Consider the following 15,384-nt stretch of genomic DNA (forward strand, 5'->3'; position numbering starts at 1 on the left):
GATAGTCTTGTGGCCAAACAAGTCAGGGGCAGACGATCGAAGCGCGGGACAGCGCGACGTCTATCAATATCTACGAACATTGTGGTGCTTGCCGCACGATCTGCGGCTGTTCGCCCGGTTCGGAGCAAAGCGCTCATCGCACCACAACAAACCAACAGTCGATGTTGGTGACCCCTACGGGAATCGAACCCGTGCTTCAGCCGTGAAAGGGCCGCGTCCTAACCGCTAGACGAAGGGGCCGTCAGGCGAGGCGGCGCATTGGGGCAAAAGCATTCGCCGGTCAAGCCTGTTGTTTAACCCTCGTTCAATTCGCCCATGCTGCGTCGTCGAGATGCAGCTCTGCCGCCGGTCGACTGCCCCAATCGTCGATCTTGGCCCGCCCCGCGAGCCACAGCCGCCGTGTCGGCCCGGCGGCGAGCAGTGCCTGCCCGAGCGGCGTGTCGGCAGCGCGGAACGCCATCGCCTTGATGCTGCGGCCGTCATCGCCCGCGACGATCGCGCGGATGTGATTGTTGCCCACCACGTCCACCTTGATCGTGCGCACCGGGCCGACGGCGACGCGGGGAGACGGCCAGCCGGTGCCGTACGGCCCGCCCGCCTCGAGGGCGTGCACCAGATCAGGGGTGACCCCACCGGGCGCCAGCACCGTATCCACCAACAAGGCGCGGTTCGCGGTCGCCTGCGCGACCGCGTCAGCAAGGCGTTCGTCGAGGAAGGCGGCGAGCGCGTCGATCGCATCGACCGCGACGGTCAGCCCCGCCGCCATCGCGTGCCCCCCGCCGGCAACGAGCAGCCCGTGCTCCTTCGCCGACAGGATCGCGGCGCCGAGATCGACCCCGGTGATCGAGCGCCCCGATCCCTTGCCGATGCCATGCTCGTCGATCGCGATGACGATCGCGGGACGCCCGAGCTTTTCCTTCAAGCGCCCCGCGACGATGCCAATGACGCCGGGGTGCCACCCCTGCCCCGCTACCACGACGATCGAGCGATCGGCGACGATGCTCGCCTCCGCGCCTTCCTGCACGATCGCCTCGATCGCGCGGCGTTCCTCGTTCAGTCGGTCGAGCTCGGCGGCGATGGTGCGCGCCTCGCCCGCATCCTGCGTCGTCAGCAGCCGCACCCCGAGATCGGCGAGCCCGACGCGGCCACCAGCGTTGATCCGCGGCCCAAGCGCGAAGCCGAGGTCGGTCGCGGTCGGCGCGCGCGTCAGCCGCGACGCTTCGGTCAGTGCCGCGATACCGGGATTGCGCCGCGCCGCCATTACCTTCAGCCCCTGCGCGACGAATGCACGGTTGAGCCCGCGCAATTGCGCCACGTCCGCCACCGTGCCGAGCGCGACGAGATCGAGCAGATCGAGCAGCCGGGGCTCGGTGCGGGTCGCAAAATAGCCGCGGTCCCGAAGGACGCGTACCGTCGCCGCCGCGAGCAGGAAGCAGACGCCGACCGCCGCGAGATGGCCGTGCGCCGCGCCATCGGTCTCGTCGAGCCGGTTGGGGTTCACCACCGCGTGCGCGTGCGGCAGTTCGGTGGTGCATTTATGATGGTCGACCACCAATACGTCGACGGGCACGTCGGCGAGCGCCTCGAACGCCTGCGCGCCGCAGTCGACCGTCACGATCAGCGTCGCACCCTCGTCCGCGAGTAGTCGCATCGCCGCCGCATTGGGGCCGTAGCCCTCGGTCAGGCGGTCGGGAATATAGACGCGCGCGTCGCGGCCGAGCGCGCGCAGCAGTAGGACGATCAGCGCGGACGACGTCGCACCGTCGACGTCATAATCGCCGAAGATCGCGACCCGCTCCTCGCGCTCGACCGCGTCGGCGAGCCGTGCCGCGGCCTTGTCCATGTCGCGAAAGATCGAGGGGTCGGGCATGAAGCCGCGGATCGACGGCGCGCGGTGATCGTCGAGCGCCTCGCGCGGGCAACCGCGCGAAAGGAGAATCTGCGTGATCAGGTCGTCGGGAACCAGGCCCGAACGCTGGTCGTCGGCGAGCGCGCGCCACCGCCAAGCCTGCCCGAGGATCGAGCGATCGATGTCCAGAACGTTCCGCATTGCCGATACTTAGCCGAACCGCGCCGCGACGTCACGCCGGCGGATCATGCCGGTCGCCTCACGCCTGTCGCATCACCCAGGGATGTTCGCGGAACCACTTGGTGACGATATATTTAACCCCCTCCACCACCGGCATCCCTTCGTGAAGCGTACGGGTGTTGGGGCGGCCGTCGGGCTCCATGTTGTTCCACGTCAGCAGCATGCCGCGGCGCGGCGCGGCGCGCACCCCGCCCTGCGGGAACCACGTCGCGCCCCCTTCTTCGACGTCGTTCAGGTAGATCATCGCCGTCCACGTCCGCTGCCCGCCGCTCGCCTGCATCCGGGGCCAGTAGCTCTCGCCCTCGTGGAAATAATCGTGATGGGTGCGGAAATGCTGGCCCGGTGCGTAGCGCTGCCCCTGCATCGTCTCGCCGTGCGCGGGGTAGAGCCCGAGCGCGTCTGCGATCCGTTCGTCGATCGCACGGATCGCGGGCGCGCTGCGATCCATATCGCAGCTCTCGCTGGTGCGGTTAGCACCGTGCCCCTTGTCCGACAGCAGCGTCGAGGGCCGCCGCTGCCGCTCGATCAGCGCGATCAGGTGATCGCACGCCGCGTCGTCGAGGAAATCGAGGCAGCGATAGGCCTGGATCGTCTCGCTCGGCAGCCGCGTCATCCGCGGATCCGCGTCGAGCCGCGCCGCGACCGACTGGCCAATCGCGGCACGCACCGAGGAAGCGTGACCGGGGGGGATGCTGGTGACCGCCATGCCTTCATCCTCGCAAGCCGCGCCGGGCGAGGCAACCCCGCCCGCCGCCGGCGCGATGCGCGATCACCAGAACAGGTCGTTGATCACGTCGACGATCTCGCCCGTGTCGATGTCGACCAGGATCGCATCATTGTAGTAGCGCACCCAGCGGTACGGGCCGTACGGCTCGGGCAGGCGATAGGCGAACGGATCGTCGATCCAGTAGCTTTGCGCGAACAGCACCGACGACAGCCGCGCGCCAACCCCGAAGCGGCGATAGCCTCCGTTCCAGCCGTAGGGCGCGTAGTAGCGCGGCAGTCGGTAGGCCGCGCGGTTGCTGTTGCGATAGCCCGACCAATCGTAGCGCCGGTCCTGCCGCCAGCCGCGATCCCAGCCCCGCTGCGCCTGCCGCCCCCAGCTGCCCGCAGTGCCCGAGCGCCAGCTCCAATCGCGCCGATCGATCGTGTTCGAGCGGTCGCGCCAGTCGCGTCCGTCGTCCCGGTCGTGCTAACTCCAGTCGCGCCCGTTCCAGCCGCGTCTTACAGAACCACGGCCGTCCCACGCCCGCCGGTCGGGTGCGCGCGCGTAACCGCCCCGGTCGCCGTCACCCCGCGGGCGATCGCGATCACGCCATCCCCCCTGTCCGTCGCCATGCGGACGGTCGCCGCCGCGTCCGTCGCGATTGTCGCGATCTCCGCCGCGCCCAGTGGGCAGGCCGGGCGACGCCTCGTCGCGTCGATCCTCGAACCGCCGCTCCTCGCGACGGGGGCGACCCGCCGCGTCTCCGCGTTCGGATGACCAGTCGCGCGCACGATCGGGACGCGGCGCCGCCTCGGGCCGGTCGCGGTTCCAGTCACGCGCTGGTGCGGGGACCTCCACGCGCTGACCGGCGCGATCGCGATCCCGGTCCGGTCGGTCCCGGCCCCGTCCGCCTTGATCGGATCGATCGGGTCGTTCGTCGCGATGCCACGCGCCGGGTGCGGCGGCGCCGTCACGCTCCGGCCGCTGCCAGCCGCCGCGATCGCCGCTGCGCTCGGCACGCGGGGGCGTCTCCGCCTGCGCCTCGACGCGCGCCTGCATCCGCGCGCGCATCACGTCGCGGATCGAGCCATCCTGCGCGCTCGCCACGCCGGGCACGATCCCCGCTGCCGCGGCGAGCAGCCCCGCCACCACCGACCTTACCATCGCCCACGCACTCCCACACGCCGGCCGCAGGACCGGCACCACCTCGCCCCGGTGACCGGCGGATCCGATCATCGACGCTGCCGTGATGCCGCGCGCGTGTCGAACCGTTGCTGAACTGTTCCGTCAGCGAATAGAAAGCTACGCCGCCGCAGCGGTGCCGTCGGGCGTCCGCTTGCCCCAATATTCGTCGCGCAGCAGCCGCTTGTAGAGCTTGCCCGTTTCATGGCGCGGCAGCTCGTCGCGGAAGTCGACGCGGCGCGGCGCCTTGACGTGGCTCAGATGCGCGCGCGCGAACTGGTGCAATTCGGCGGCGAGTGCGTCGCGATCGGCGAGCGGATCGCGTGGCTGGACGATCGCGACCACCTCCTCCCCCATTTCCTCGTTGGGGGCGCCGATCACCGCGACATCGGCGACCGCGGGGTGGGTGACGAGCAGATTCTCGATCTCGGCGGGGTAGATGTTGACGCCGCCCGATATGATCATGAAACTCTTGCGATCGGTCAGATAGAGGTAGCCGTCCTCGTCCATCCAGCCGACATCGCCCAGCGTCGTCCAGCCGCGCGCGTCGGTCGCGTCGCGCGTCTTGGCGGGATCGTTGTGGTAGCTGAACGGCGCGGCGCCGGTCGGGTTGTGCTCGGTCGCGGGCGACTGGAAGAAGACGGTGCCTTCGCTGCGCGGCGGCAGTTCCGTGCCATCCTCGCCGCAGATGTGCGTGATCGTGGTCAGGTTGCGCCCGACCGATCCGGGATGCGACAGCCATTCGGTCGCGGAAATGGCGTGAAAGCCGTTCCCTTCCGTCCCCGCGTAATATTCGCCGATGATCGGCCCCCACCAGTCGATCATCGCCTGCTTGACCGGTACCGGACAGGGCGCGGCGGCGTGCCACACCGATTTGAGCGACGACAGATCGTGGCGTGCGCGTGCCTCGTCGGGAAGCTTCAACATGCGGACGAAGTGTGTCGGCACCCATTGCGCGTGGGTCACGCGATAGCGCTCGATCACGGCGAGCGCCTGTTCGCCGTCGAACCGCTCCATCACCACCACGGTGCCGCCCAATTGCTGCACCGCCATCGACCAGCGCAGCGGCGCGGCGTGATACAGCGGCGCGGGACTGAGATAGACCATCTCGGGCGTGAACCCGTAGAGCGCCTGTCCCAGAAGCGCGAGCGGCGAGACATTCTCGCCGTAGGGCTCGTGCGGCAGCGCGAAGCGCACGCCCTTGGGCTTACCCGTCGTGCCGGAGGAATAGAGCATGATCTGACCCGGCGTCGGGTCGTCGATCGGCGTGTCGGGCTGCCTGTCGCGCAGGCTCTCGTAACCTTCGTAGCCCGGGATCGTCCCGCCCACCATCAACCGGTGGAGATCATGCGCAAGCGGCAGCAGCGCGTCCGCACACGCCGCGGTGCCGATCGCGGTGATCAGCACGCGGCAGTCGCCGTCGCGGATGATGTAGGCGGCTTCCTCGGCGGTCAGTTTCGAGGAGATGCACGTGGTATACACCCCGATCCGCTCCGCCGCCCACATCACCTCGAGATAGCGGGGGCTGTTGTCCATCATGACCGCGATCCCGTCGCCCGGAGCAAGTCCGAGCGTGCGTAACAGGCGCGCGCCCTGGTTCGCGCGCGCGTCGAGCTCGCGGTAGGTCACCACCTCGCCCGTCCCTGCCATGATATAGGCGGGTTTGTCGGGCGTCGCCGCGGCGTGCTTGTAGGGGTGCATCTGCCTCTCCGTGGTGGGCCCGGCGGGGTCTGCGCCCCACTCGCGCCGGTGTATGGCGGTCGTGGTTACTCGGTCACGCGCTCCACGATGATCGCGGGCGCCATTCCGCCCGCCGCGCACATCGTGACGAGGCCGTAGCGCTTCTCCTGCCGCTCAAGCTCGTCGACGATCGTTCCGATCAGGATCGCGCCGGTCGCACCGATCGGATGGCCGAGCGCGATCGATCCGCCGTTGACGTTGACCTTGTCACGGTCGAGTTCGAGGTCGCGGATGAACTTCTCCGCCACCACCGCGAACGCCTCGTTGATCTCCCACAGGTCGATGTCCTCCTTTGAAAGCCCCGCCTTCGCCAGCACCTTCTTCGCCGCCGGGACCGGCGCGTTGAGCATCAGCGTCGGATCGTCGCCGACGTTCGCGGTCGCGACGATCCGCGCGCGCGGCTTCAACCCGTGTTTCTCGGCATAATCCTTCGAGGCGAGCAGCACCGCCGCCGCGCCGTCGACCACGCCCGATGAGTTTCCGGCGTGGTGGAAATGCTGGATGTCGAGATCGGGATAACGACGGTTGATCTGCTTGCGGAAGGTGTCGCCGTCCTTGTTGTAGGGCATGTCCGCCATCGCTGCGAACGAGGGCTTGAGCGTCGCCAGTCCCTCCGCGGTCGTCTGCGGACGCGGGAATTCGTCGCGATTCAGCACGACCTTGCCGTCGTCGTCGGTCACCGGCACGACCGATCGGTCGAACCGCCCCTCGTCCATCGCGACCTTCGCGCGCCGCTGCGATTCGAGGCCAAGCGCGTCGAGTGCTTCGCGGTCAATCCCCTCCATGCTGGCGATCGCGTCGCCGCACACGCCCTGATGCGACTGCGGGTGGCTGAGGTTGAGGCGTTGATTGCCCGAGCCCATGCCGAGCATCGGCTTGCCCGCTTCCATATCCTCCTGCCCCATCGCCGCGGTCAGGCTCATCATCTCGGTGCCGCCCGCGATCACGAGGTCTTCCATGCCCGACATGATCTGCGCCGCGGCGAAATTGACCGCGGTGATGCCGCCGCCGCAGAAACGGTCGAGCGTCGTGCCCGACGCCTTCACATCGTATCCCGCATCGAGCGCCGCCATGCGCCCGAGGTCGCCACCCTGCGTCCCGCGCTGCGTCGAGGTTGACCAGATGATGTCGTCGACTTCTGCCGTGTCGATGCCGTTGCGCTCCTTGATCGCTTTCAACACGGTCGCGGCGAGATGCTGGGGGTGCATGTGCGCGAGCGCACCCTTCCCCTGTTTGCCGATCCCGCGCGGTGTACGAACGGCGTCGATGATATAAGCCTCGGCCATGCGATCCACTCTCCCGATCTTCCGCACGCGGCTCTTTACCGGCGCGCTTTTCCGGCATAACCTTCGTTATGGTGGCTGACATGTCAAGCGCTACGGAAACCCCGGCACCCCGGTCAGCGAGTGCACGCGCGCCCGATCTGACCCCGGCGGCGTGGCTAGAGGCGGGACAGTCGCTGCTGCGCCGCGGTGGCCTGCGCGCGCTGAAACTGCGCCCGCTTGCCGAGGAGCTGCGCGTGTCGACCGGCAGCTTCTACCACCATTTCCGCGACTTCGACGATTATCAGGGACAGCTCGCGCACTATTTCGCCGAGGATCAGATTAGCGACCTGATCGACGCGCTGGAGCGCGCGACGCCCGATCCGATCGAGCGCATCCGTTTGCTCGGCCAGACGGTGCGCCGGCGAGGCTCGTCGCGGCTCGCCATCGCGATGCGCGCCTGGGCCGAGAGCGACCCGCGCGCGCGAACGGCGGTCGAGCGGCACGACATGCTGATGCTCGATTTCCTCGCGCGTTGCCTGACGAGCGCGGGGTTCACGCGCGCGGAGGCGGAAATCCGCGCCTACGGGCTGATCACGCTCGGGCTCAGCAAGGTACACGCGCCGCACCTCGACATGGCATCGCTGTTCGACTCGCTGCTCGACATCATGGTCGCACGGCCGGCCTGACCATGAAGGCGCTGGTCGTCTCCGCACTTTCACCCGATCTGTCGGGCACCGCGCTGGCCGAGGTGCCCGCGCCCGTTCCGCGTGAGGGGCAGGTACTGATCCGCGTAAGCGCCGCCGCGCTCAACTATCCCGACCTTCTGATGACGCGCGGCGACTATCAGCTGAAGCCGTCGCTGCCATTCGTGCCAGGAATGGAGGTCGCGGGTGACGTCGTATCGGGCGACGGCTTCGTGCCCGGAGAGGCCGTCGTCGCGGGCACGCGGCTGGGCGGGTTCGCCGAACTGGTCGCGGTCGACGCGAGCGCGGTCAGGCGTAAGCCCGTGCGGTTGTCGTTCGCGCAGGCCGCGAGCGTCGGCACGGCGTACCTGACCGCCTATGTCACTTTGGTGCGGCTCGGACGGATCCAACCGAGTGAATGGGTGCTGGTCCACGGCGCGAGCGGCGGGGTCGGCTGGGCGACGGTCGACCTGGCCCGCGCGCTCGGCGCACGCGTCATCGCAACCGGGCGCGACCAGGCGAAGCTCGACCTTATCGCACGCGCGCTGCCGATCGAGGCGACGGTGACGGTGCCGGGCTTCCGTGAGCGGGTGAAGGAGATCACCGGCGGCGGCGCGGACGTGATCGTCGACCCCGTCGGCGGCGACGTGTTCGACGAGTCGGTTCGGTGCATCGCATTCGGCGGGCGGTTGCTGGTCGTCGGCTTCACCTCCGGCCGGATCGCGGACGTCTCGACCAACATGCCGCTCATCAAGGGCTTCTCGGTGATCGGCGTGCGCGCGGGTGAATATGGCCGGCGCTTTCCCGACAAGGGTCGCGAGAATGTCGATGCGGTCTGGCGGCTGGCGGAAGAAGGTCGGCTGAACCCGCACGTCGACCGCGAGATCCCGCTCGAGCGGTGGCGCGACGCATTCGAGGCGATGCGCGACAGCCGGCTGGTCGGCAAGCTGGTGCTGATGCCATGATCTAGACCAACGAGGCGCGACCCTGCCGCACGAGCAAGGCACGCCAACCAAGGAGAGGAAGCAGATGCCTGGATATGATTACGTCATCATTGGCGGCGGCTCGGCCGGCTGCACGCTCGCGGCGCGGTTGAGCGAGGACCCGGCGGCGAGCGTCTGTCTGCTCGAGGCAGGCGGCGAGAACAAGGAACTGCTGGTGCGGATGCCCGCGGGCGTCGGCAATCTGATCAAGGACAAGGGCAAGCACAATTGGGGCTTCTGGACCGAGCCCGAGCCGCATCTGAACAACCGCCGTCTGTGGTGGCCGCGCGGGCGCGGGCTCGGCGGATCGTCGGCGATCAACGGCATGATCTACATGCGCGGGCACCAGCGCGACTATGACGACTGGCGGCAGATGGGGCTGACCGGCTGGGGCTGGGACGACGTGCTGCCCTATTTCCGCCGGCTGGAGGGGCACCACCGGGGACCGAGCGACGGACTGCACGGTCATGACGGTCCGCTCCACGTCTCGGCCGGGGAGAGCGACAGCCCGTTTCACGACGCGCTGATCGAGGCGGGGCGGCAGGCGGGATATCCGGTCACCGACGACTTCAACGGCGCCGAGCAGGAGGGCTTTGGCCGTTACGACCTGACGATCAGCAACGGTCAGCGCTGGTCCGCCGCCGCCGCCTATCTGCGCCCGGCGATGTCGCGCCCCAATTTGACCGTCATCACCGGCGCGCGCATCACGCGCATCGTCGTCGAGCGCGGACGCGCGGTCGCGGTCGAATATCTGCGTGGTCAAGAACGCGCGCGCGTCGAGGTGCTGGGCGAGGCATTGCTCGCCGCGGGTGCGGTGCAGTCGCCTCACCTCCTCCAGCTATCGGGCATCGGCGATGCCGCCGCCCTGCGCGACGTGGGCGTAACGCCGGTTCACGACCTGCCCGGCGTCGGCGCCAACATGCAGGATCATCTCGATGTCATCATGAACTGGACGACCAAGGGGCTAGTCACCGGTTATTCGGCGACGCGCGGGCTCGCCATGCTCAAGACCGGGGTCAATTACATGCTGCGCGGGCAAGGTCTGGGGCGGCAGCAATTCCTCGAATCGGGGGCATTCCTACGCTCGCGCGAGGGGCTGGAGCGTCCCGACGTGCAGATCCACGGCGTGCTCGCGATCATGCGCGATCACGGCCGCACGCAGGTCAAACAGGACGGCTTCTCGCTGCATCTGTGTCAGCTTCGCCCCGAAAGCCGCGGGCGGATCACACTCGGGTCGCCCGATCCGACGGCGGACCCGGTCATCTTCGCCAACTACCTCGCCGCGCACGAGGATCGCCGCGTCATGCGCGAATGCGTCAAGATCGGCCGGGACGTGGCGAGCCAGCACGCGCTCGATCCCTACCGCGCCGACGAAATCTATCCGGGCGCGAGCGTTCGCAGCGACGAGGAGATCGACGCCTGGGTCCGCGCCACCGCGGAAACGATCTACCACCCCGTAGGCACATGCAAGATGGGCACGGACGGCGACCCGATGGCGGTGGTCGGCGGCGACCTGCGCGTCCGCGGCATCGATCGCCTGCGCGTGATCGACGCGTCGGTGATGCCGACGCTGGTCGGCTCGAACACGAACGCGCCGACGATCATGATCGCGGAGAAAGCCGCCGACATGATCCGCCACCGCCAGACCGCGATGGCGGCCTGAGCGGCGCGCTCAGCCGGGCTGGCGCATGGGTCGCGGCGGTACGCAGATCGCGTGCAGTCGCGACACCAGGTCGTCGCGCGTGAACGGTTTGCGGATCACGCGTTCGTCGGGCACGTCGCGGATGGCGTCGAGGTCGGCGTAACCCGTCACGAACAGGATCGGCAGACCGGGACGCTCCCGCTGCGCGAGCACGCGGAACTGTGCCCCGTTCATCCGCGGCATCGCGAAGTCGGCGACGACCGCGTCGACGTGCCCCAGTTGCGCGAGCGCGTCTAACGCGCCCTGCCCGTCGGCGGCCTCGACCACGCGGCACCCTGCCTCGCGCAACGTGTCGGCGGTGACGGCGCGCACCGCATCGTCATCGTCAAGGACGAGGATCATTCGACCCGAGACGTCGGCCGATGATGCCGCCGGCTTGACCGACGGCGTTGCCTCGTCCGCCGTGCCGCGCGGCAAAAAGACGCTGACGGTGGTTCCGCCGCCGATCGCTGAATCGATCCGCACGCCGCCGCCCGACTGTTTGGCGAAACCGAACACCTGTGCGAGCCCGAGCCCCGAACCCTTGCCGATCTCTTTCGTCGTGAAGAACGGCTCGAACGCGCGCGCCAGCACCTCTTCGCTCATGCCGGTACCGGTGTCCGATACCGACACCGCGACGTAATCGCCTGCGGGCGGCTCCTCAGCACGCTCGGGGGCGTGGCGCGACACGTTGGCGGTCGCGATCGTCAACGTGCCCCCATCGGGCATCGCGTCGCGCGCGTTGATCGCGAGATTGAGGATGATCAGTTCGATCTGCGTCGGGTCGACGAGCGCGGGCCAAAGCCCGTCGGCGAGCGTCATCTCGACCGAAACCGAGCGACCGAGCGTGCTCTGCATCAGCGCACCCATCCCCGACACGGTCATATTCAGGTCGACTGTCCGCGTCTCCAGATGCTGCCGTCGTGAGAAGGCGAGCAATTGCGCGGTCAGCGTCGCGCCGCGCTGCGCCGCGGTGCGGACGTGATCGAGCCGCGTGAGCGTCCGCTCGTCGAGCCCCGCCCGCTGCGCGGTTCGCGCGATCACGTCGACGTTGCCGAGCACGACGGTCAGCAGATTGTTGAAATCGTGCGCGACACCCGAGGTGAGCTGCCCGATCGCCTCCAGCCGTTGCATCTGGTGCAACGTTTCCTCCACCCGCTCGCGCTCACCGATCTGGCGCGTCAGCTCCGCGGTCCGCTCGGCGATGCGGGTCTCGAGTGCCTCGCCGGCGAGATGCGCGTCGGTCACGTCGATCGCGCAGCCGACGTGACCGAGGAATGTGTCGCCGACCATGTGCGGGCGTACCTCGACATGGATCCAGCGCGGCTCGCCGGTCGCGGTGCGCACCGGAAAGTCGCGGCCGAGCGACTTGCGCCGTTCGAGGAATGCGGGGCGTGCCTCGTCGAGCGTGTGCACGTCCGCGTCGCTGAGAATCGCGGGCCAGCCCTCGTCGAGCATCCGCTCGGGGGAGACGCCCAGCATCGTCTCGAACCCGCGGTTGGCGAACACCATGCGGCCATGCTCGTCCGACATCCACACGAGCGCGGGCAGACTGTCGGACAGCGCGCGGAACCGCCGCTCGCTCTCGCGCAACCGTTCTCCCTCGAGCTTGCGCGGGGTCACGTCGATCAGGCTGCCGAGCGCGCGGGTGCACTTGCCCGAGCGGTCGAAGAAGGCGCGCCCCTTGGAGGTCAGCCAGCGCAGGTCGCCCGAACCCGCGCGAATGATCCGGTATTCGACGTCGAAGGGCGCCCGGCGATCGGGATCGGTCATTGCCTCCAGTGCGGCGCGCACCATCGCTACGTCATGGGGGTGAACGCAGGCGTAGAAATCCTCGATCGTCACCGCCCGATCGAGCGGCATGCCGAAAATCGTCTTCGCACGAACCGAGCAGGTCAGCAGCCGGTTGGGCACGTCGGCGTCCCATGTACCGATCTCCGCCGCCTCGGTCGCGAGTTCGAGCGACTCGCGGCTCGCCGCCAGCGCTTCCTCGACGCGGTAGCGCTCGGTCACGTCGATGCCTTCGATGAAGACACCAGTGACGCTGCCGGCGGCATCCTTGATCGGCTGATACACGTAGTCGAGCAGGCGCTCCTGCGGCAGCTCGCCTTTACCGGCCTCCACCCGCAACGTGCGGTTCTGCCCGAAGAACGGCGTCCCCGTCGTCACCACTGTGTCGAGCAGATCGAGGAACCCCTGCTCCGCCATTTCGGGCAACGCCTCGCCCAGCGTCTGTCCGACGACCTCGCGACCGCCGATCAGCCGGCGGAACGACGCATTGGCGAGTTCGAACTGGTGCCCCGGCTCGCTCAGCACCGCCATGAAGCTCGGCGCGGCATCGAACATCTCCGCGAGGCGGGCACGATCCTCCGCGACTGCGCGCGCGGCGCGAACACGCTGCGTCGTCTCCGACACGATGCACAGCACGCCGCCCGCGCTGCCGTCACCGCATCGAACCGCCGAGTAGGAGATGTCGAAGAACACCTCCTCGGCGTAGCCGTGCCGCTCGATCTGGAACGGCCGATCGCGCGCCGCGTAGGTTTCGCCGGTCGTCCGGACGTGATCGAGCAGCGGCCTCAGATCGTCCCATAGCTCGCCCCATGCCTCGCGCGCGGGGCGGCCGAGTGCGGCGGGATGCTTCTGGCCGATCGTCGGGGCATAGGCATCGTTGTAGAAGGCGACGTAATCCTCGCCCCAGAACAGCACGATTTCGGCTGCCGCCGGCAGCAGCAGCGCGACTGCATTGACGAGTTCGACGGGCCAGCCATCGATGGGTCCGACCGGCGACCGGCTCCAGTCAAATCCCTGGATACGCTCGCCCATCTCGGAGCCGGAGAACAGGGCGATCGGTGGGCGGACCTTGTTCATCGTACACCAAGGATGCAACGGAGAGCAGGACGGACGCAAGTTGCCATTTGCCGCCGCAAGCGCCTAACGCATGGTGTCATGAGCGAACGTTTTCGGTCGATCCACCATCACCGCATGCTGCGTGTCGCGGCCGCCACCCCGCTGGCGAGCGTTGGCGACGCCGCCGCCAACGCCGCCGCGACGATCGCGCTCGCACGCGAAGCCGACGCGCAGTCGGTCGACCTGATCGTCTATCCCGAGCTGAACCTCACCTCCTACGCGATCGACGACCTTCACCTGCAATCGGCGATGCAGACAGCGACACTCAGCGCGATCGAGACGGTCCGCGCGGCCAGCGCGGATTTGCGCCCCGTGCTGTTGGTCGGCGCCGCGATCGCGCGGAATGGGCGGCTCTACAATTGCGCGGTCGCGATCGCGCGCGGGCGTGTGCTGGGCGTCGTGCCCAAGACCTTCCTGCCCAATTACCGCGAATATTACGAGAAGCGCTGGTTTGCGAGCGGCATGGGACTGCGCGACCTGGACGTGGCGATCGGGGGCGAGCGCGTGCCGTTCGGCACCGACCTGATCTTCGCCGCCGACGACCTGCCGCATTTCGTCTTCCACGCGGAGATTTGCGAGGATTATTGGGCGCCCACGCCGCCCTCGACCGCCGGCGCGCTCGCTGGCGCGCTTATATGCTGCAATCTGTCGGCATCGAACGTCGTTGTCGGCAAGTCGCGCGAGCGGATGATGCTGTCGGCGTCGCAGTCGGCGCGCGCGATCTGCGCCTACGTCTACTCGGCCGCCGGGCCGGGCGAGAGCACGACCGACCTCGCCTGGGACGGACAGGGCAGCGTGCACGAACTGGGCGAACTGCTCGCGTCGTCAAGCCGCTTCGCGCACGCGCCCGAACTGCTAGTCGTGGACGTCGATTGCGAACGCCTGATCCAGGAGCGATTGCGCAACGGCACCTTCAACGACGCCGCGAGCGCACAGGATCATCCCGAATGCGGCATGCGACGCATCGGCTTCGCGCACCGCCCGGACTATGCCGATGTCGGGCTGCGGCGCGAGATCAGGCGTTTCCCGTTCGTCCCCAACACACCCGACAAGCTCGACGAGGACTGTTTCGAAGCGTTCAATATTCAAGTCGAGGGCATCGCCAAGCGGGTGCAGGCGGTTGGCGCCGAGCGGCTGGTGATCGGTGTGTCGGGCGGGCTCGATTCGACCCACGCGTTGATCGTAGCGGCGAAAGCGCTCGACCGGCTCGGCCGCCCGCGCTCCGACATCGTCGCGATCACCATGCCGGGCTTCGCGACGAGCGATGGGACGAAGGGCAATGCCTGGGCGCTGATGCGCGCGCTGGGCTGCACCGCGGAGGAGATCGACATCCGCCCCGCGGCGACGCGGATGCTCGCCGACATGGGGCACCCGTTCGGTCGCGGCGAGCCGGTCTATGACGTGACGTTTGAGAACGTGCAGGCGGGACTACGCACCGATTACCTGTTCCGCATCGCCAACCAGCGCGGCGGGCTGGTGGTGGGCACCGGCGACTTGTCCGAATTAGCGCTCGGCTGGTGCACCTACGGCGTCGGTGACCAGATGAGCCATTACGCGGTCAACGCTGGTGTGCCCAAGACGCTGATCCAGTTCCTGATCCGCTGGACGATCGATACCGACCAATATGATGCCGAGACCGACCGCGTGCTCACCGCGATCCTGGGCACCGAAATCTCGCCCGAACTGGTCCCGGGCGAGCAAATGCAGAGCACGGAGTCGAAGATCGGCCCATACGCGCTCAACGATTTCTTCGCGCATTACGTCATCCGCCACGGGCTCGCGCCATCGAAGATCGCGTTCCTCGCGTGGCACGCGTGGCGCGATGCCGCCGCCGGGCGCTGGCCGCTCGGATATCCCGAGGAAGCGAAGACCGCCTACGATCTCGCCACGATCACCTCATGGCTCGAGCGGTTCGTGTTCCGCTTCTTCCAGATCAGCCAGTTCAAGCGTTCGGCAATCCCCAACGGCCCCAAGGTGTCGGCGGGCGGCGCGCTGTCACCGCGTGGCGACTGGCGCGCACCGTCGGACGGAACCGCCAAGGTCTGGCTCGACGAGCTCGCCGCGAACGGTCCCTGATACGAGCGATCCCTGAGCGGATCGACCGATGAACCTCCGCCCGCGCCACCCGTTGGCGCGCTGACAGGTGGA

At 68.3% G+C, this 15,384-nt stretch carries 11 protein-coding genes and 1 tRNA gene; 4 read left to right on the forward strand and 8 right to left on the reverse strand.

Translation table 11 applies throughout. The features are described 5' to 3' along the window. Positions 1-165: 165 nt before the first annotated feature. The 7 genes from KZ810_RS10495 to KZ810_RS10525 all read right to left on the reverse strand — a co-directional run bounded on the left by KZ810_RS10495 (position 166) and on the right by KZ810_RS10525 (position 7,003). Positions 166-240: transfer RNA gene (locus KZ810_RS10495), tRNA-Glu, on the reverse strand. Positions 241-304: 64 nt separating this feature from the next. After that, on the reverse strand, positions 305-2,050 hold the full coding sequence (gene recJ, locus KZ810_RS10500; protein ID WP_219769014.1) for a single-stranded-DNA-specific exonuclease RecJ: 1,746 nt from the start codon (positions 2,048-2,050) through the stop codon (positions 305-307). A 58-nt stretch (positions 2,051-2,108) separates the two neighbouring features. Next, a complete protein-coding gene (locus KZ810_RS10505; RefSeq protein WP_219769015.1) occupies positions 2,109-2,795 on the reverse strand; it encodes a 2OG-Fe(II) oxygenase in 687 nt (228 codons plus the stop codon). A gap of 63 nt (positions 2,796-2,858) precedes the next feature. Beyond that, positions 2,859-3,236 carry an RcnB family protein gene (locus tag KZ810_RS17365; protein WP_219769089.1) on the reverse strand — a complete coding sequence of 126 codons (378 nt, stop codon included), beginning with the start codon at positions 3,234-3,236 and terminating at the stop codon, positions 2,859-2,861. A gap of 45 nt (positions 3,237-3,281) precedes the next feature. Beyond that, positions 3,282-3,959: a hypothetical protein gene (locus KZ810_RS10515; RefSeq protein ID WP_219769016.1), complete on the reverse strand. Its 678-nt coding sequence runs from the start codon at positions 3,957-3,959 to the stop codon at positions 3,282-3,284. A gap of 138 nt (positions 3,960-4,097) precedes the next feature. After that, the gene (locus KZ810_RS10520) at positions 4,098-5,678 is read right to left on the reverse strand and encodes an acyl-CoA synthetase (protein WP_219769017.1); all 1,581 of its coding nucleotides are present in this window, start codon (positions 5,676-5,678) and stop codon (positions 4,098-4,100) included. A gap of 65 nt (positions 5,679-5,743) precedes the next feature. Beyond that, a complete protein-coding gene (locus KZ810_RS10525) occupies positions 5,744-7,003 on the reverse strand; it encodes an acetyl-CoA C-acetyltransferase (protein WP_219769018.1) in 1,260 nt (419 codons plus the stop codon). Between the two features lie 80 nt (positions 7,004-7,083). On the opposite strand from KZ810_RS10525, the gene KZ810_RS10530 reads away from it, so the two are divergent. From KZ810_RS10530 to KZ810_RS10540, 3 genes are all read left to right on the forward strand, one after another. Further along, complete coding sequence (locus tag KZ810_RS10530; protein WP_258044706.1) at positions 7,084-7,668, forward strand: TetR/AcrR family transcriptional regulator; 585 nt, start codon at positions 7,084-7,086, stop codon at positions 7,666-7,668. Positions 7,669-7,670: 2 nt separating this feature from the next. Further along, complete coding sequence (locus KZ810_RS10535; protein WP_219769020.1) at positions 7,671-8,630, forward strand: NADPH:quinone oxidoreductase family protein; 960 nt, start codon at positions 7,671-7,673, stop codon at positions 8,628-8,630. Positions 8,631-8,694: 64 nt separating this feature from the next. Next, positions 8,695-10,311: a choline dehydrogenase gene (locus tag KZ810_RS10540; RefSeq protein ID WP_219769021.1), complete on the forward strand. Its 1,617-nt coding sequence runs from the start codon at positions 8,695-8,697 to the stop codon at positions 10,309-10,311. A gap of 9 nt (positions 10,312-10,320) precedes the next feature. Here the strand turns inward: KZ810_RS10540 and KZ810_RS10545 are convergent, their stop codons facing one another. Beyond that, the gene (locus KZ810_RS10545; protein ID WP_219769022.1) at positions 10,321-13,197 is read right to left on the reverse strand and encodes a PAS domain S-box protein; all 2,877 of its coding nucleotides are present in this window, start codon (positions 13,195-13,197) and stop codon (positions 10,321-10,323) included. A gap of 78 nt (positions 13,198-13,275) precedes the next feature. Here KZ810_RS10545 and KZ810_RS10550 point away from each other — a divergent pair, with 78 nt between their 5' ends. Beyond that, positions 13,276-15,312 (forward strand): NAD(+) synthase, encoded by a 2,037-nt coding sequence (locus KZ810_RS10550; RefSeq protein ID WP_219769023.1) that lies wholly within the window; start codon positions 13,276-13,278, stop codon positions 15,310-15,312. Positions 15,313-15,384 lie beyond the last annotated feature (72 nt).

The sequence above is a fragment of the Sphingomonas citricola genome, assembly GCF_019429535.1.
Taxonomy (GTDB): Bacteria; Pseudomonadota; Alphaproteobacteria; order Sphingomonadales; family Sphingomonadaceae; genus Sphingomonas; species Sphingomonas citricola.